Below are 16,629 nucleotides of genomic sequence, written 5' to 3'. Positions count from 1 at the left end.
TACCTGCTTTCCCTGAATGAAAAACGAAACCGAAATTCTTGATGAGGCGACTATCGGCGCCGCGCGCTGGCATGGTGCGCTCGATGGCATGTACAAACAGCTGGTGTACGGGTGGGCCTTCGATCGCACGCGTCCCGACATGCGCGTGATCGTGGAAATCTGTCGTGACGATGTGCCGGTCGCCTGCATCCTGGCTGACGTGGCGCGCACCGATCTGGCTGCGGAGCTGGAAGCGCTGGGCGCTCCGGACCTGTGCCATGGCTTCGTGGCCGATCTTGGTGCGCTCCCGGCGTCGTCTGGCGGCGTGATCTCGGCACGCGTGGCCAACACCGAGGTCACGTTGACAGGTAGTTTCCGACTCGAAGAACCGAAGGCGCCAGCGGCCGCCATCAATACCGTCGTCGGCGACGGCGGCCTGCGCCTGCATGGGTGGGCGCTCGATCCGGCAGACCAGAAACGAACCGTGACGGTGCGCGCGTTCGTCGGCCAAGAGATGGTGGCGCAAGCCGCTGCCAACATCATTCATCCGTCGATGCGCGGCTATGTCGACGGCGCGCATGGCTTTGACCTCGCCCTGCCGGCGTCACTGGCGGACGGCGCCATGCACAGTGTGCGCGTGGTGGATGACGAGGGACGGCCGTTGAACGGCAGCCCGTTGACGGTCTGCTGCTCGATGGATGGCCTCGTCGGCTTGCTGCCGGACGATGCCGACGAACTGCTGCTGAAGGTGGCCGATATCTATCAACGTCACCTGCCGCGCAGTCTGCCGATGTCGGCCTGGCCGGAATGGTCGGCGCGCTTCGATCGCGAAGGCCCGGCCATCCTGCCGACACTGACTACCGCCGTGATCGTGACGGGCGATACGGATGCGGCGGCGCTGGAGCGCACGCTGGCCAGCCTGCAGTTGCAACACGGCATGACTGTGAAAGCCTTCTCCGGCCAGCCATTCGCGGCCCTGCTGGCACAGGCGCTGGAATCGAACTGCGACGTTGTCTGCTGCGTGCGTGCCGGAGACACCTTGGCGCCGCATGCGCTGGCTTGGGCGTTAGAGGGATTCGCGCTGCCACAGGCGCAGGTGGTTTATACCGACAGCGAAACTGACGGCACGCCTTGGCTCAAGCCGGCGTGGAATCCCGACTATGCGGTGGCTAGCGACTATCCGCTGGAACTGCTGCTGATACGCCGCGGTGTGGCGCAAGGCCTGCAGGAAATACGTACGCCTGCGGATTTCGCATGGTCCGCACTTGCGTCAGTATGGGCGGTGGGCTCGACCAGCGTAGTACATGTACCGCGCGTGTTGTATCGCATGCTGACGCCACTCAGCGCGGATGAGCGTAGCACGCGTTTCACCGCGGTTTCACGCGCACTGCGCGACGTGGAACCGATGGCACGAATCGAAGAGCTGGAAAAGCTGCCAACTGACGTTACACATGCAGCCCGCCGCGTGCGGTATTTGCTGCCGGAAAGTGCGCGAGACATGACTGTTAGCCTTGTAATTCCCACCCGCGACCGCGTCGACCTGCTGCAGCGTTGCATCAGCACTATCCAGCAGTTCACCGCATGGCCAAAACTTGAGATCATTGTGATCGACAACGGCTCCGCAGATGACGCAACGCACAACTACTTTGCGGAGGTCTCGCAACAAGGAATACGCGTTCTGTCGATGCCAGGGCCGTTCAACTATGCGGACCTCAACAATCGGGCGATCGCACAGGCCAGTGGCGACATTGTTGGCTTGATCAATAATGACATTGAAGCGCTGCATGAAGGCTGGCTAGACGAGATCGTAGCCCAACTGCTTCGACCGGAAATCGGTGCAGTAGGCGCCAAGCTGCTTTGGCCTAACGGCATGGTGCAGCATGGCGGAGTGCTACTTGGTGTAGGAGATGTGGCAGGGCATTTCGGCAATCGCTTAGCTGACGCAGATTGGGGCAATCATGGACGAAATCAGCTTGTGCAGCAGGTCAGCGGTTGTACAGCAGCTTGCTTGTTCTTGCGCCGGCAGGATTTTTTTGATCTTGGCGGAATGGATATGATTGCATTCCCGGTGGCATTCAATGACGTCGACCTATGCTTGAAGGTACGAGCAGCTGGGATGGCGATTGTCTGGACACCGTATGCAAAATTATTGCATGCAGAGTCGGCCAGCCGAGGCAATGAGGACACGCCACAGAAAAAGGCGCGTTCGCAACGTGAAATTGATCAGTTACGTAAAAAGTGGTCTGCAGTTCTTTCTGATGACCCCGCATACCACCCAAGTTTGAATCTAGATCCGAATAGCAGTGCTTTTGGAGGACTTGCGATCCCAGCACGTAGCCGACGCCCCAGGAGAAATACCATCTCTCATATATAAAAATAATTGCACATCGATTAACCAATTTGAACAATAAATTATAAGATTAATAATCATAATTCAATGGTTAATGCCGACGAATAAATAAATGCGAGAATCATCAAAATTCTGCAACTAATAGCCGCCACTTGTCTCTCGCGCTACCAATATCCTGAAAATGACAACGACCTCAAATACTCCAGACACTTCTACACAGTTTCAATATCATTTTGATGGGTACCTCGACGGCGCGGCATGCGGGTGGATTTTTTTTAAAGCCCAGCCTAATCAGCCGGTTGCGCTAGGTGTCTACGCAGATGATGATCTAATAGCAAGTGGGAGCGCAAATATAGGCAGAGAAGACTTGGTCGCACACAAGGTCGGCAATGGCTCCTGTGCGTTCAGAATTCCATTGACACCAGAAGCGGAGCAAGGCCCGCTTGAGGTGCGTGTATTACATACTGACCATGTTCTAGAAGGCAGCAAATACAGCCCGCAGGAATGGGACCGTTGCATAACTCAGTTAACAAACACCTTCCGTTTCGAAAAATACCGCCAATTCAAAGAAATAAATTTAAAAAATCAGGCCAATGCTACGTCAAATCTTAAACCATCCAACCGCCTGAGAAAATCATTTTCTAAAAGATCACTGTCTCCAACGAACCTTCCGTCAATTCTAGAATGGTCATTTGGAATGGAGCGTCAAGGAGGTGCAGGTTTTTTTGACAATCAATCACATCACGTAATGGATAACATCGCGTGGTATTTATTCGATTATCACTCACCTGTAAAGAAGCACTTGCCAACAACGGCGTTAGGCTCGATTTTTGCACCTGCATTCCCAGCAATTCCGGATATGTCACATTATTCGATGGCGTATTCACTATGGTTACATCGAAACGCAATTAAGCTGAATTGCATAGAACTGGACAGTAAAGAAAATTTCTTTGGATTCATTAGCACACTGCTCGCGACCAATGTCCCGCTAGAGAAATCCATCCTACCTGTTTGGCTAACATCTAATATCAATAAATTTTCCCTCTTAAATGGCATACGCCTGCCTCGAATGAGCAAATATGGGGAAATAAAATATAGACGATCTTACTCGAATCATTATGAGATCGACAAGCCAATTCACTACCTCGCCTTTTTGTTCGATGTCGCTCTGCATGCGCAGGAAGATGAAGCACATTTGATGGGTGAAGAAGTAATTTCATTCCTCAAGCATAAAGTTGACGTAATTAATGGAAGCGTCAGCCGATTTGCGTTGTTGATTTGGACTTACTATATAAAATCTCACATCAAGCCTGGCGAGAGTAAGCCAGTTGATGATGCAGAAATAATTAATCGATGGTTCAAATCGAAATGGCTCCCTTTATATCCTGCTCACAATCTATATTTTGATCCTACGCCCACGATTCAAAGCAATGAGAATAACGTAAAAGACGGAAAATGTTACGTCATTTCTCATTGGGATTACGAGAGCGGCCTGACTAAAAACGCACATATGTCGGTTAAAGCACTTAACATGGCGGGAATTCCCACGCATAAGGTGCTACCTGATGGGAGCATGTTAAATGTCACTGGCAATATGGCTCAATCCGCGGCATCACCGCTGGTGCGTGACATAGTAATTCTACACATTAATGCAGATAAGGCTCCAGAAGCTCTAGCTGCTCTGTCGAAGCACATTGATCTCGATCAAGCATATGTTGTAGGCTTTTATCTTTGGGAATTAGAAACAATCCCAGAATGTCACTTGCTTGGTCTTGAACTGGTTGATGAAATCTGGGCTCCTACGTCATTTGTCAAGCAGATCTACTCCCCATATAGCTCAAAAAAAATTCGTTACGTTGGCAAAGCCATCTCCGTGCCAAAATTTGATAAGCCCAACCCGAAAAAGTTTGGGATATCAGAAGAGAGCACGTCTTTCCTTATCACCTATGACATAAACTCTGGGTTAGAGCGGAAAAATCCACTTGCGGCGGTGCGAGCATTCCAAACAGCATTCCAAGGGACGGAAAATGTACAACTTATCATAAAGACGACGCCGCACAAGCCAGGACATTGGGGTGATCCTTTTAACCAGTGGGCGCAAATATTAAAGGCAATTTCGGGTGACGAACGCATCGTTGTGATCGACTCTTACATTACTGATGAGGAGATGTTCGAATTAGTCGCAACTGTCGATGTGATCGTATCCACCCACCGAGCAGAAGGATTCGGTTATTTGCCAGCATATGGGCTATTTTATGACAAGACAGTTATTGCTACTGGTTACAGCGGAGTTACAGACTTTGCGCCATTGTCGAACATGATCATGGCTGAATACTCGCTGATTGATGTGCCATGTGGAAAATTTGTTTATCCAGTTCCAGGCGCGCAATGGGCAGAAATAAATATCAAGAAGCTTAGTCAACTGATGACTGACTGTCATTACAAAGGAAGAGATGATGTGGCTTCTAAAGAGAAAAATAACGCCTTCCGAGATTTTTATTGCTACGAACAACTATCGCAGCGATATACCAATGCACTACGTGAAGCGGGTTTATTAATATAAGAAGGATCGTACATAATGCCAATAAAACTTGCTTATGCAGCCAGTACTGCTCGCGTACCGTACGCAAATTTCGGCGATGCTTTGAATCCAATCATCTTGCATTTGTTGACGGGCGAGCAAATTTCACACTCCAATTTCGATAGTGACGAGCACAAACTTGTAGCTATTGGCACAATTCTTCAAGATTTTCGCAATGGCACTGCCGATGTATGGGGTACGGGATTAGATGTACGTGTATCCGCCATGCCCAATGAGCGCCACTATTTTGACCCATTGCTTACAAATGTCTTCTACCGGATACATGCTGTCCGTGGCCAGATTACGGCACATACTTTAAGAGCATTCGGCATTGATGTTCCCGCGACTTATGGCGATCCAGCAATACTTTTAAGACGAATGCTGAACACATATATCAAAGGAGAAAAGCAAGGAAAGATTGGGTTGGTGTGCCATCTTTCCGAGCTAACACGTTATGACAATACCGCGAGTACGCGAGATGACCTTCATCACTACAAGCTCGGTTCGGAAGATCTATCGATCATTTCGCCAATAACGCTTCCGACAGCTAAGGACGTTCTAGCGAAGGTGAAAGAAATCGCATCTTACAAATATATTCTCTCTCGGAGCTTGCATGGACTTATTATTGCCGATATCTTTGACATTCCGTGCGCATATCTTACAAGCGGAACATTTAGATCAGGCGTTTACAACATATTTGATGCGACGGTAGATATAGACCACCGAATCCGTGACTATTATTCAGGATTAGGCAGGACAACGGCCCCGGTTTATGTGTGTCCGCCTGACGGCGTTAACGTAGAAGAAGCCCAAAGGTTCTTGGAGCGTAGCTGGGAACCCTATTCAAAATGGAATTCTATAAGCAATAACCTACTAAACGCTTTACCCTTTTCAATTAATGGGTATCAGGACTATACCACCATTCCATCAACTATTGACAATCTTAAAGTGTGAGCGAAATTCGAATCGCTCCCTTAGGTGGTCTATACGGAGTAAAAGTATTCTGATGTAATGCTTCGCGACGATGCCACGTCATTTCTTTATCACTTTCGTTTGATACCTGACTTTGTTTATAGCATTAAGTTCCGCTTTCTGTACAGGCGATCTACCCTTAGCCAGTCGAGATATTTCAATCTGCCATTTTTGAATTGCCTAGAAGTTTACCATGAATCCGATTGAACATCTTAACTTACATATGGACTTCATTGACGGCAACCAGCCACAACGATGGCACCGATATTACGAACCTGTCGATACCTTATCTGACGGATTGCCTGCGCCTATATTAGGTGTGATGCTCCTGATCTGGCAGTTTCGTGAGGCCGATCTTCAGAAGAGTTTCCCACTAGATACCGTCACTAGTAGGCTGGACTTTTTAATGTGGTGCGTATGTCATGGACGGCATGAATACGTAGCTCTTGCGGAAGCGAACACATATTGGACGCGTCTTTCAAACAAGGCGGATATTGCGACTTCTTTTACTAGAACCGACCCGATACACGCAATTTCCAAGCTCATGCTACTGGTGAAACAAGGTAGAAAGGATCTGCCATTCGATTTGGCACATCGTATGGGCCGCGCACAATTTGTACTATGGTATTTGACGCATGGTCGCGACGAGACTGGACTGAGCGATATACCTATGCCGGACTGGCAGAAAGAGTATTTTTACTCACCGAGCGAAGTGGCAGGGCTTAACTGTATCCAAAAACTTGTATATGAAGCGAGACAAGATTTACAAGATACATTTCCATTGCCAGGTATGAAATCGGAATATCTTAACTGGTATGAAGAGATTTTTACTACACCTGCTCTGAGGCTACTACTTCAATTATCGAAAAGCAGTGATCTGCCCCCCGCTCTACTTAATTTGTCACAAGGCGTAAACGTAATAGGATATGCCTTTGGACAATTGGGAATTGGAGAGGACGCTCGCATGGCTACAAAATCCCTAACCTCGGCAGGAATTCCCACAGCCTTAATTAATTTTCGCCCTGGCAATGATGTACCTCAGAATGACATTTCCATGTTGGAATATGTCTGCGAGGAGATCAAACATGACATAAACATTTTCAGCTTAACAGCTTTGGAAACTGGCAGATATTTTGCGGAGAATGGAGCACGTCACTTCTCTTCGACCTTTAATATCGGATATTGGCCTTGGGAGCTCGAAGAATGGCCCCATGAATGGCAGCACCTTTATTCTTTGGTTGATGAAGTGTGGGCTTCAAGCATGCACAGTTACAAATCAATCTTCTCCCGCAGCCCGATTCCAGTAAAGCTCCTTCCAATGGCAGTGGCGGTCCCAGAACAAAGTGCGCTCACACGAACAAACTTTGGTCTACCTGAGTACGCGACTCTTTTTCTTTTTAGCTTTGATTTGAACTCAAGCGCGAAGCGAAAAAATCCATCTGCTTGTGTAGATGCGTTTTTATCCGCCTTTCCGCTAACGAAATATCCGGACGCGTCAAAAGTTGGATTAGTCATCAAAGTTCATCCACCTCGAAGTTATAATTCTGAGTGGGAAAGACTGCGTTCGCTAAGTGGAATTGATCCTCGAATTCACATTATCGAACGCACTTTAAGCAGAGAGGACTTGGTCGCTCTCTATAACGTTTGTGATTGTTTTATTTCCCTACATAGAGCGGAAGGTTTTGGACGAAATATAGCCGAGTCAATGTTACTAGGAACACCAGTTATCACGACAGCCTACTCAGGAAATCTAGACTATACAAATCATCTAAATTCCTATTTGGTCGATTTCGAGCCGATTCCTCTCGAAGATGGTGACTACACTTACGGAGATGGGAAATTTTGGGCTAACCCAAATATTTCTCACGCAGCACTTTGCATGCGCGCAGTGGTTGAGAGGCCCGACGAGTTTAAATCTATCGTACGTAGAGCACAACAAAAAATCCAAAGTAGTTATAACTTCCGCACTGTGGGTGAAATTTACAATTTTGAGCTTAACAAAATTCGCCGCACTCATCTATGAAGTCATGCGGAACCCAAGTCAGACAAAAATCCCCCTTCATCTAACGAAATTATTTACTCGCGCTAGAATTACAGACCCAAATAACGCTCAATGGATTCTTGAACCATTAGAAGAGGGAAAAATTTAAGCTATCGCTTGGATATAGGCGAGTAAATACTGTAGAGTACTGCGCATTTTATTGCCGACACAGTATAGCGGCGGCATTTGTTGATACGAAATTTATAAATATAAGTCGACTGAAGGACGATGAAAAATTAATGCATGACACCCCAATTAGAATTCCCTATCGATTAGCAGATTGAATTTTGAAGATACGTATTGACGTAGCTATCATCTTATTTAGGGAAAAATATCAGCCATCGAAAATGCTTTTCCTTCTTTATCTTTTGCTGAAACGATTGGAACTATGGAATTTGGCCACTCAATTGCCAAGGTCGAATCATCCCACAAAATGCACCGCTCGTGCTCCGGCGCATAATAATCGGTCGTCTTGTACACGAACTCAGCCGACTCCGACAGCACCACGAAGCCGTGCGCAAACCCTTCCGGCACCCACATCTGCGCCTTGTTCTCGGCGCTCAGCACTTCTCCAACCCACTGCCCGAACGTCGACGACGAGCGGCGCAAGTCCACCGCCACGTCGAACACGCTGCCGGCGACGACGCGCACCAGCTTGCCCTGCGGCTGCCGGATCTGGTAATGCAGGCCGCGCAGCACGTTGTGCGCCGATTTCGAATGGTTGTCCTGCACGAAGGTGACTTGCCGGCCGATCGCTTCCTCGAACCGGGCCTGGTGGAAGCTCTCGTAGAAGAATCCGCGTTCGTCACCGAACACGCGAGGTTCGATACGCAGGACGTCGGGAATGGCCAAGCGGGTAATCTGCATCAAAACACCGTTTCTTTCAAAACACGCAACAGGTATTGGCCGTAGCCGTTTTTCTTCATGGGGTCCGCCAGCGTCTCGAGCTGGGCGGCGTCGATCCAGCCCTTGCGGTAGGCGATCTCTTCCGGACATGCCACTTTCAGGCCTTGCCGGTGCTCGATCGTCGCGATGAACTGGCTCGCATCGAGCAGCGATTCGTGGGTGCCGGTATCGAGCCAGGCATAACCGCGGCCCATGATCTCGACGTGCAGCTTGCCCATTTCCATGTACAGGCGGTTCAGGTCCGTGATCTCGAGCTCGCCGCGCGCGGACGGCTTGAGCGTGCGCGCCAGCCGCGCCACGTTCTCGTCGTAGAAGTACAGCCCCGTGACCGCGTAGTTCGAGCGCGGCACGGCTGGCTTCTCTTCCAGGCTCACGGCCTTTCCTTCGCGATCGAATTCGATCACGCCATACCGTTCGGGATCCTGGACATGATAGGCGAAGACGCTGGCGCAATCGGTACGGGCGTTCGCGCGGTCGAGCAAGGTATGGAGGTTATGCCCATAAAACAGGTTATCGCCCAGGACCAGGGCCGACGGCGCATCGCCAAGAAAGCGTTCGCCGATCAGGAAAGCCTGCGCCAGGCCGTCCGGCGATGCCTGCTCGGCGTACGACAGGTTCAGGCCCCAGCGCGCGCCGTCGCCCAGCAGTTGCTGGAAGCGCGGCGTGTCCTGCGGCGTCGAGATGATCAGGATGTCGCGGATCCCGCCCAGCATCAGCGTGCTCAGCGGATAGTAGATCATCGGCTTGTCGAATACCGGCAGGAGCTGCTTCGAAATCGCCAGCGTCGCCGGATGCAGCCGGGTGCCGCTGCCGCCGGCCAGGATGATGCCCTTGCGTTTCACGGGTTCGCTCATAGGTTTCCTTGCGCCGACAACTCGGCGATCATGCGGTTCACGTGGTGGCGCCAGTCGGGCAGCACCAATCCGAAACTCGCGCAAAATTTGCTGCAATCCAGGCGCGAGTTCGCCGGTCGCATGGCCGGCGTCGGAAATGCGCTGGTAGCGATCGGCTGCACGGCATCCGGCGCCACTTTCAACACCGCGCCATGCTCCTGCGCCTGCGCCAGCACATGTGTGGCATACGCATGCCAGGTGGTGCTGCCGCTTGCGGCGACGTGATAGGTGCCGGACAGGCGGCGCGCGTCAGCCCCCAGGGCCGCGATGCGATGCAGCGCCAGCGCCGTGGCATCGGCCAGCAGTTCGGCGCCGGTTGGCGCGCCATGCTGGTCGGCGACCACGCTCAGGGAGTCGCGCTCCTTTGCCAGGCGCAGCATGGTCTTGGCAAAGTTGCCGCCGCGCGGAGCGAATACCCAGCTGGTGCGCAAGATCAGGTGCATGGCGCCGCTCGCGCGGATCCGTTCCTCGCCGTCGACCTTGGTCTGGCCATACACCGACAGCGGATTGACGGCGTCGGTCTCGACCCACGCGCCCTCTTTCGATCCGTCGAACACATAGTCGGTCGAATAATGCACCAGCCAGGCGCCAAGGGCAGCGGCTTCTTCTGCCAGGACGCCGGGCGCGACCGCATTGCAATCGTGCGCGGCGTCCCGGTCGCTTTCGGCCCGGTCCACCGCCGTGTAGGCCGCGGCGTTGACGATCACGTCGGGCGCGACATCGCGCACCAGCGCACGCAGCGACTCGGGGACGGCGAAATCGGCTTCGCCACGGCCACACGCACGCAGCTCGCCCAGCGGCGCCAGCGCACGCTGCAGCTCCCAGCCGACCTGGCCATCCTTGCCGAGCAACAGGATCTTCATGCGGTCGGCCGTCCGTCCGCATATTGCCGGTCGACCCACTCGAGGTAGGCGCCGCTGGTGACGTTGCGCACCCACTCCTCATTGGCCAGATACCACTCGACCGTCTTGCGGATGCCGGTGTCGAAGGTCTCCGCCGGACGCCAGCCCAGCTCGCGTTCCAGCTTGCCCGCATCGATCGCGTAGCGGCGGTCGTGGCCCGGGCGGTCCTTCACGAACGTCATCTGCGCCGCATACGATGCGCCGTCGGCGCGCGGACGCAGCTCGTCGAGGATCGCGCACAAGGTGCGCACCACGTCGATATTCGCCTTCTCGTTGCAGCCGCCCACGTTATAAGTCTCGCCCAGCCGGCCTTCGGCCAGCACGCGGCGGATGGCGCTGCAGTGATCCGTGACGTACAGCCAATCGCGGATCTGCTGGCCATCGCCATAGATCGGCAGTGGCTTGCCCGCCAGCGCATTGTGGATCACCAGCGGGATCAGCTTTTCCGGGAAGTGGAACGGGCCGTAGTTATTGGAGCAGTTGGTCGTCAGGACCGGCAGGCCATACGTGTGGTGGTAGGCGCGCACCAGGTGATCCGACGCCGCCTTGCTGGCCGAATATGGGCTGTTCGGCTCATAGCGATTCTGCTCGTTGAAGGCCGGCGCGTCGCCCGAGAGCGAACCGTACACTTCGTCGGTCGACACGTGCAGGAAGCGGAATGCGCCGCGCGCCTTGTCGTCCAACCCGTTCCAGTAGGCCCGCACCGCTTCGAGCAGGTTGAACGTGCCCACGATATTGGTCTGGATAAAGGCGCCCGGGCCTTCGATGGAACGGTCGACATGGCTTTCGGCGGCGAAGTTGAGCACCGCCCGTACCTGATGTTCGGCCAGCAGACGCGCCACCAGGGCGCCGTCGCCGATGTCGCCGCGCACGAAGTGGTGGCGTCGGTTGCCTTCGAGGCTGGCGAGATTCTGGAGATTGCCGGCGTAGGTCAGTTTGTCGAGATTGACGACTGGCTCATCGTGTTGGGCCAGCCAGTCGATGACGAAGTTCGAGCCGATGAAGCCCGCTCCGCCCGTCACGAGGATGGTCATTCCCGCGATTCCTGGGTAGTTGGTTGGACGTCGAGCCGGGCCGGGGCGTCGGCTCGCGTCTGAAAGTTGTCATTGACGAGAACCATTCGGTCTTGAGACCGCAGGCGCAACAGGGAGCCTGCTGCGATCATGCTTCACGTGCGTACATGCATCCGTTTGGTCGTGCTGGAGATTGCAAACATAATATCCAGCACCATTGTCCGAGCGATCGAGAGACTTTGTCAATGTGGAAGCACCGCGCACCCCACTCTGCCATGCCCTGCAGCCCGTCTAGGTTTCGTTCGCCGGCCGAGTCTTTCTAGTGCGGCACTCCATCGCATAAGCAATCTTGTAAGGCTGGTCGAAACAGTTCTGCAATCCTTCGACCACATCGATATTCGGCGGCCAGCGCATGTTCAGGGTCTGGCCGTCCGCCGTTTTCACCTCGAAGTAGCCATCCTTGATGACCAGCTTTTCCCCGGGGGGAGGTGCGAGCGCGGCAAGCCGCTGGCGCGCCTTTTCGAGAGCGGCCTCGTCCCGGCCCAGGAAAGCGACCGTGGCATCGACGTACGCCTTCCAGCCGCCCTTGTCTTCTTCTCCAGGCCCGCGCGAACGCCGCATCAGTTCGATCGCTTGCGCATACTGTCCGGCAAAGGCGCGCATCTGTCCTTCGTGCCAGAGCAGCATGGTGGAATCGTTCTTGTGCAGCTGACGGTAATCGCGCAGCAGATCGGCCGCCACAAGTTCGCATTCGCCGCCCTTGTCGGCAATCGCGCGCCAGCCGCCGCTCAAGTCCTGGTCGAAGCTGTGCTCGTCCAGGGCCAGCAGGCGCGCGCGGTCGTGAGAGCATGCGGCGCTTGCCGTGTCCTGAGGCTGTGGCTGGGCCGCGCTGTACGCTGGTAGCAGTGCAAGCGCGAGAACGGGGATCAGGATCCAGAATGGCATGAAAGGCTGGCAGGTTCAATCAGCGTGACAGGATACCAAAATGGTTTCATGCAAAATGCGTGCTTTCTCACGCGCTGCGCATAATGACCGCGGCAAGCCGCATGCTTTCACGCCGCCTCCGCCGCCTTCAACAACGCCTCGATCCCCTGCGGCTCCACCGGCCTGCTGAAACAATACCCCTGCATCTGGTCGCACCCATGCTCGTGCAAAAAGGCCAGCTGCTCCGACGTCTCCACCCCTTCCGCGATCACGTTCAGCTTCATCGAATGCGCCAGCGCGATCACCGCGTTGACGATCGCGGCGTCGTCCGCGTCCTGGGTCAGGTCGCTCACGAAAGAGCGGTCGATCTTCAGGCTGTGGATCGGGAAGCGCTTCAGGCTCGCCAGGCTCGAATACCCGGTCCCGAAATCGTCGATCGCCAGCTGCACGCCCATGTTCGCCAGCCTGGCCATGGTCTCGGCGGCGGCGGCCGGGTTCTGCATCAGCACGCTCTCGGTGATCTCCAGCGTCAGCCAGCGCGGATCGCAGCCGGTCTTGTTCAGCAACTCGGCCACGCGCTGGGCCACGTCCTGGCCCAGGAACTGGCGCGCCGACAGGTTCACGCTCACGCGCACCGGCGGCAGGCCGCGGCGCAGCCAGGCCACCTGCTGCGCCATCGCGGTTTCCAGCACCCATTCGCCGATCGGCACGATCAGGCCGGTTTCCTCGGCCAGCGGGATGAAGTCCGATGGCGCCACCATCGGCCGGCCGTGCGGCTTCCAGCGCAGCAGCGCTTCCACGCCGCTCACGTTGCCGCTTGCGATGTCCACCACCGGCTGGTAGTGCAGCAGGAATTCCTGGCGCTGCAGCGCGCGTTGCAGCGCGCCTTCCATGCGCAGGTGCTCCACCGACTGGGCGCCCATGTCGGCCATGTAGAAACTGTAGTGGTTGCCGCCCGTGCCTTTTGACTGGTACATGGCGCTGTCGGCGCACTTGAGCAGGGTCGCGGCGTCCAGGCCGTCGCGCGGATACATCGCGATGCCGATCGAACCGGTCGGGAAGACCTCCTGCCCGCACAACATCAGCGGCTGGAACAGGTTATCCAGCAGCTTCTGCGCCACCTTGGCCGCATCGGTTTCGCCGGCCAGCTCGGGCAGCACCACCACGAATTCGTCGCCGCCCTGGCGCGCCACCGTGTCGCTCTCGCGCAGGCTGCTCGCCAGGCGGCGCGCGATCTCGACGATCATCTGGTCGCCGGCGTCGTGGCCCAGGCTGTCGTTGACGTGCTTGAAGCGGTCCAGGTCGATGAACATCACCGCCACCTGCGTGCCGGCGCGGTGCGCGTGCACGATGGCTTGTGCCAGGCGGTCCTGCAGCAGCACCCGGTTCGGCAGGCCGGTCAGAGCGTCGTGGTTGGCCATGCGCAGCAGCGCTTCTTCGGCGCTCTTGCGGCGCGAGATGTCCTCGACCACCGAGATGAAGCGCTGGTTGCCGTTGGCGTCGCGCATCATCGAGACGCTGATGTTCACCCAGATCGGCGTGCCGTCGCGCCGCAGCAGGCGCCGCTCGCGCTGGTAGTCGCCGATTTCTCCGGCGCGCAGGCGTTTTACCAGCGCCAGCTCGTCGGGCAGGTCGGCTTCATGGGTCAGTTGCTGGAAGAAGCGCTGCAGCAGCTCCACTTCGCTGTAGCCCAGGATCTGCGCCATCTTGCGGTTCACGCGCAGCAGGCGGCCGTCCGGGCCCAGCAGCACGATGCCCACCGCGGCCTGGCTGAAGGTGAGCCGGAAGAACTCCTCGCTCTCCTGCAGGCGCAGGCGCGCCTTGCGGCGGAAAGTGATGTCCTGGCCGATCAGGAGCAGCATGTGGCCGCCCGCCTGCTGGGTGCGGCGGATGTTGAACTCGACGTAGCGCACGCCGTCGGCGCGGCCGTCCAGCGTCACCAGCACGTTGTCCTGCGGCGCGCCGGTGCGCAGCGCCTCGTCGACGCGCGCCGCCAGCTCGGGGGCGGGCAGCCATTGCTCGAGCGGGTGCCCGGCCGCGGCGGCTTCTTCCGGCGCGCCGACCAGGTCGGCCATCGTGCGGTTCATCGAGCGCACCTTGCGGTCGGCATCCACCACCACCAGGCCGGCCGGCATGCCGTCGATCACCTGTTCCAGGTAGTCGCGGTTCTGGCGCACATTGCGCTGGTCGGCGTGGGCGTAGGTGTCCAGCGCCAGCCCGATGTCGAAGCAGACCACCTTCAGCACCGCATCCCAGGCCTCGATGAAGCGCGCCGGATCATGGTCCAGCTTTTGCCACAGCAGGCTGGACAGTTCAGAGAGGTATTTGCGGTAGGCGCCGATATACCATTTCGGGTCGAGCCCGATGCGCTGGTGGGTGGCGCCCACGCGCAGGCGCTCGTGGATGTAGGCCGGGCCGTAGTCGCCGGCCGTCAGGCTGCTGAAGTAGCCGGCCTGTGCGCGCCGCAGGCGCGAGGTGGTTTCGCTGTCGGCCAGCAGCTCGCGCAGGCGCGGGAAGGCCAGCAGGTGCGCATAAAAACTGTCCGAGAAGGTGTCGCGTTCCTGGTCCAGCAAGGCGTGCACCTCGCGCAGGACGGCGGCGTCGCGCTCGTCGAATTGCAGAAAACTGCGGCGCGCCGCGATTTCTTCGTCGTCCAGGCCGATCTCTCGTGCGAGGGCGTCGATCATTTCCCGGGTTTCCCTCATGCAATCCTCCGCGCCTGCAAGAACCGCATCGACCTGGCCGTACCACTTCTCATCTGGGTAATCATGGGAAACGCCTCTGGTCAACTGTCTTGACCAAGAATTAATAACCTGCTGGATATCTTAGTTGCATGATAGCAAATAGCTTCATGGCGGTCTGTCACTTACTGGCGATCTGTTGTTTATTTGTCTTAGTGTTCGCCGGCCAATTAACTTGGTTTAAGTCGAGAAGCGATGGACGTTGCACCAGCACAAGATGCAGCGCATAGATGGGGTGACAGTGGGGAATCGTCATCATTTCAGGAGCCCGCCATGTCCCCCCACCCTCTCTTGCCTTCGGCCGCCGCCACAGCCCTGGTGCTGGCGTTGTCCAGCAGCCCCGCGGCCGCCGTCGACGTCACCGTCACGCCGGTGAAGCCCACCGTCGAGCGTGGCGACGACGTGATGGTGCGCGTCACGCTCACCAATTCGTCGGGCGCCGCCCAGCACCTGCTGCGCTGGCGCACGCCGCTGGATGGGGTGGAGGCGCCCTTGTTCGAGGTGCGGCGCGACGGCCAGCCGGTGCGCTATCTCGGCCGGCGCATCAAGCGCGCGGCGCCCGGTCCGGCGGACTACGTGCGCCTGGATCCCGGCGCTTCGCTCAGCAAGACGGTCGAGCTGTCGCGGCTGTACGAGATGAGCGTGACCGGCAGCTACACGATCCGCTACCACAGCGCGGCCATGCCGGCGCCGGGCGCCGGCGTCCAGGCGGTGGTCGGCGAGCTGGTCTCGAAGCCGGTCAGCATCTGGGTCGACGGCCGCCTGCCGCGCGGCGCCAAGCCGGCCGCCATGGCGCCGGAACCGGGCGGGGCCGGCCTGAGCTACGCCAACTGCTCGAACGCCCAGCAGGAGCAATTGGTGACGGCGATGGACGCGGGCCGCGCGATGACGGCCGACAGCCACGCCTATCTGACGTCCGGCAAGCAATATGGCGAGCGCTACACGACCTGGTTCGGCGCCCTCGACGCCGCGCGCGGCGCCAAGGTCACCAGCAATTTCACGGCCATCAAGGACGCGTTCGAGAACAAGCCCGTCAAGATCGACTGCGATTGCGACGAACCGTATTTCGCCTATGTGTACCCGGCGCGGCCCTACACCGTGTGGGTGTGCAGGGCGTTCTGGGCCGCGGCCGTGACCGGCACCGATTCGCGCGGCGGCACCCTGCTGCACGAGCTCAGCCATTTCGACGTGGTGGCGGCGACCGACGACCACGTGTACGGCCAGGCCGGCGCGGCCGAACTGGCGCGCACGGCGCCGGAGCGGGCGATCAACAACGCCGATTCACATGAGTATTTTGGGGAGAATACGCCGGCGCAACAATGATGGC

The 16,629-nt window shown here is 56.5% G+C and carries 11 protein-coding genes; 5 read left to right on the top strand and 6 right to left on the bottom strand.

Annotated elements, in window-relative coordinates:
- Positions 1-16 precede the first annotated feature (16 nt).
- From HMPREF9710_RS09480 to HMPREF9710_RS27060, 4 genes are all read left to right on the top strand, one after another.
- Complete coding sequence (locus HMPREF9710_RS09480) at positions 17-2,353, top strand: glycosyltransferase (RefSeq protein WP_005665841.1); 2,337 nt, start codon at positions 17-19, stop codon at positions 2,351-2,353.
- 157 nt (positions 2,354-2,510) lie between these two features.
- Entirely contained in the window at positions 2,511-4,892 is a 2,382-nt protein-coding gene (locus tag HMPREF9710_RS27815) for a glycosyltransferase (protein ID WP_005665840.1), read from the top strand.
- Between the two features lie 15 nt (positions 4,893-4,907).
- On the top strand, positions 4,908-5,864 hold the full coding sequence (locus tag HMPREF9710_RS27065; protein ID WP_005665838.1) for a polysaccharide pyruvyl transferase family protein: 957 nt from the start codon (positions 4,908-4,910) through the stop codon (positions 5,862-5,864).
- Between the two features lie 211 nt (positions 5,865-6,075).
- Positions 6,076-7,905 (top strand): glycosyltransferase, encoded by a 1,830-nt coding sequence (locus HMPREF9710_RS27060; RefSeq protein ID WP_005665837.1) that lies wholly within the window; start codon positions 6,076-6,078, stop codon positions 7,903-7,905.
- Between the two features lie 339 nt (positions 7,906-8,244).
- Here the strand turns inward: HMPREF9710_RS27060 and rfbC are convergent, their stop codons facing one another.
- From rfbC to HMPREF9710_RS09445, 6 genes are all read right to left on the bottom strand, one after another.
- A complete protein-coding gene (gene rfbC, locus HMPREF9710_RS09470; protein ID WP_005665836.1) occupies positions 8,245-8,790 on the bottom strand; it encodes a dTDP-4-dehydrorhamnose 3,5-epimerase in 546 nt (181 codons plus the stop codon).
- On the bottom strand, positions 8,790-9,683 hold the full coding sequence (gene rfbA / locus HMPREF9710_RS09465; protein WP_005665835.1) for a glucose-1-phosphate thymidylyltransferase RfbA: 894 nt from the start codon (positions 9,681-9,683) through the stop codon (positions 8,790-8,792). The genes rfbC and rfbA overlap by 1 nt, the downstream gene beginning before the upstream one ends.
- Positions 9,680-10,585, bottom strand: a complete 906-nt coding sequence (rfbD, locus tag HMPREF9710_RS09460; protein ID WP_005665834.1) for a dTDP-4-dehydrorhamnose reductase — start codon at positions 10,583-10,585, stop codon at positions 9,680-9,682. Before rfbD ends, rfbA begins: the two co-directional genes overlap by 4 nt.
- Positions 10,582-11,658, bottom strand: a complete 1,077-nt coding sequence (gene rfbB, locus HMPREF9710_RS09455; RefSeq protein ID WP_005665831.1) for a dTDP-glucose 4,6-dehydratase — start codon at positions 11,656-11,658, stop codon at positions 10,582-10,584. Before rfbB ends, rfbD begins: the two co-directional genes overlap by 4 nt.
- A 270-nt stretch (positions 11,659-11,928) precedes the next feature.
- The gene (locus tag HMPREF9710_RS09450) at positions 11,929-12,582 is read right to left on the bottom strand and encodes a hypothetical protein (protein ID WP_005665830.1); all 654 of its coding nucleotides are present in this window, start codon (positions 12,580-12,582) and stop codon (positions 11,929-11,931) included.
- A gap of 107 nt (positions 12,583-12,689) precedes the next feature.
- A complete protein-coding gene (locus HMPREF9710_RS09445; protein ID WP_005665828.1) occupies positions 12,690-15,266 on the bottom strand; it encodes an EAL domain-containing protein in 2,577 nt (858 codons plus the stop codon).
- 309 nt (positions 15,267-15,575) lie between these two features.
- Here HMPREF9710_RS09445 and HMPREF9710_RS09440 point away from each other — a divergent pair, with 309 nt between their 5' ends.
- Positions 15,576-16,625 carry a M35 family metalloendopeptidase gene (locus tag HMPREF9710_RS09440; protein WP_005665827.1) on the top strand — a complete coding sequence of 350 codons (1,050 nt, stop codon included), beginning with the start codon at positions 15,576-15,578 and terminating at the stop codon, positions 16,623-16,625.
- Positions 16,626-16,629 lie beyond the last annotated feature (4 nt).

Origin of the sequence: Massilia timonae CCUG 45783 (genome assembly GCF_000315425.1) — a bacterium.
GTDB classification, from domain to species: Bacteria; Pseudomonadota; Gammaproteobacteria; order Burkholderiales; family Burkholderiaceae_D; genus Telluria; species Telluria timonae.
Note: the sequence above shows the minus strand (reverse complement) of the source record. Positions and strands in the feature narration are given on the sequence as shown.